The organism is Kitasatospora sp. NPDC057198, from assembly GCF_042670125.1.
Classification (GTDB): Bacteria; Actinomycetota; Actinomycetes; order Streptomycetales; family Streptomycetaceae; genus Kitasatospora.
In genome coordinates this window covers 1-1,914 of the sequence record NZ_JBHUWH010000804.1, presented here as the reverse complement: position 1 = coordinate 1,914, position 1,914 = coordinate 1, and the positions used below count along the sequence as shown (strand labels likewise).

Below are 1,914 nucleotides of genomic sequence, written 5' to 3'. Positions count from 1 at the left end.
GAGCCTCCGCCGCCGGCGTGCGTGCGCGTGCCGGACGGGCTCACCAGCGCGGGCTCACCCCGGACGGGCTCACCAGCGTGGGACGCGGGGGCGGGTGTCGTCCACCAGCGGCGGGGCGAGCGGCTGCCACTCGATCATCATGATGGTCGCGTCGTCGGTGAGTCCCTCGTCCTGGTGCTCCAGGATCGCGTGCATCAGCCGCCGCAGCGTCTCCGGGGCCGTCTCCCCGGCGCCGGCCGCCCGGATCACGAAGTCGGTGAACCGGGACAGCCCGAAGAACTCGTGGTTGGAGCCCTTCGCGTCCACCACCCCGTCGGTGTAGATCAGCAGCCGGTCACCCGGCTTCAACGAGAAGGTCCGCACCGTCCGCGCGGCACCCGTGTAGTGGGCCAGCCCCAGCGGCAGCTCGCCCGGCCCGTCCAACGCGCCCGGCACCACCTCGCCGGAGCGGATCAGCAGGGGGTGCGGGTGCCCGCAGTTCGCCCAGTGCAGGGTGCCGGTGGCGATGTCCAGCCGCAGGAAGACCCCGGTGGCGAAACGGTCCGGGAACCAGGTGTGCAGCGCCTCGTCGATCGTGTCCACCAGGTCCGGCAGGTCGGCGCCGTTGCGGCGGGCGTTGCGGCAGGCGCCCAGCGCCAGCGCGGCCGTCAGGCCGGACGCCAGGTCGTGCCCCATCGCGTCCAGCACCGCGGCGTGCAGCACCCCGTCGGCCAGCGAGTGCTCGAACGCGTCCCCGCCCAGCCGGTAGGCCGGCTCCAGCACGGCGGTGGAGATCGCCCGGTCGGTGCAGACCGTGCGCGGCGGCAGGAAGGCCCGCAGCATCTCGGACGGCAGGCTCATCGTGTCGGCCCGGGTGCCGTGCGCGTAACTGTCGCTGGTGTCCCGCTTGGAGGTGATCACCATCGCGAGCACCGAGGCCAGCAGCCGGCAGCGCCGCACCGCCTCCCGGTCCAGCGACGGCGCGCGCAGCCCCAGCACGCCCAGCCGTTCGGCCCCGTCGGTCAGCGGGAACCAGGCCACCAGGCCCGTCTCGGTGTCCTCGGCCACCCGCATCGTCCCGGTCCGGAACGCCCAGCCCGCCAGCGTGCCGTCGATCGGCAGGTCCGGCCCCTCGGCCAGGGCCACCAGGCGGTGCTGCTGGATGTCGGCCAGGTACACGGCCGCCGAGCCCAGGCCCAGCGCCCGGGTGTACTGCTCGGCGAAGCGCGGCGCCTCCCCCGGATCGAGGGTGCGGCCCGCGGTCAGGAACCGCTCCAGCAGTTGCTCGCCAAGGTTCAGCGGCGGTGTCTCGTCAGGCATCTCTCAAACCGATCGTGGACGCCGGGCCCGGGCGGCCCCGGCCCGCTGCTCCGAGGGCCGGGAGGCGCCGCACGGAACACCGCCCGCCGCCTCCCAGCCCTCCCGGTTCCTCCGGCCCTCCCGGCGCGCCCGGCCCTCGACCGGACGGGGCGGGGGCACGGCGTGCGGGCCCAGGCGAAGGTCCCGTTCGAGCTCCTCGATCCGGGCCGCCACCTCCGACGGCTCCGGACGGACGGCGGGGGCGGGACGCCCGCGGTCCAGCGCCACCACCCCCACCAGGCCGTGCAGCGCCAGCACCGGCAGCGCCACCGGCCACAGCGCGCCCGTGCACAGCGCGAACGCCTCGGTCTGCTGCCGTTCCTGCCGTTCGAACGCGCCGACCCGCCGCGCGCCGCCCGCCCGCAGGAAGCGCTCGCGCCCCCGCCGGAAGACCGCCCGCGCCGTCAGCAACCCCACGAGCACGTAGCCCGCCACCACCCCCAGACACAGCAGCATCACCGCTGACCGCCTCCTCGATCGCCGAAAGCCTCCGGGTACGCCGCACGTATGCCCGACATTCCGGTGCCCAACGGGTGGACCGACACAAAAGCCGCCCGGGTGGTGCGCTCCGGGCGG

The 1,914-nt window shown here is 75.3% G+C and carries 2 protein-coding genes; both read right to left on the bottom strand.

Translation table 11 applies throughout. The annotated features are described in order from the left end of the window. Positions 1 to 69 precede the first annotated feature (69 nt). Positions 70 to 1,299, bottom strand: a complete 1,230-nt coding sequence (locus tag ACFUEL_RS39185) for a PP2C family protein-serine/threonine phosphatase (RefSeq protein WP_380242916.1) — start codon at positions 1,297 to 1,299, stop codon at positions 70 to 72. 3 nt (positions 1,300 to 1,302) lie between these two features. Then, entirely contained in the window at positions 1,303 to 1,797 is a 495-nt protein-coding gene (locus tag ACFUEL_RS39180) for a hypothetical protein (protein WP_380242915.1), read from the bottom strand. Between the last annotated feature and the right edge of the window lie 117 nt (positions 1,798 to 1,914).

Coding starts and splice junctions, on each gene's coding strand:
- ACFUEL_RS39185 (WP_380242916.1), bottom strand. CDS start 1,299: ATGCCTGACGAGACACCGCCGCTGAACCTTGGCGAGCAACTGCTGGAG.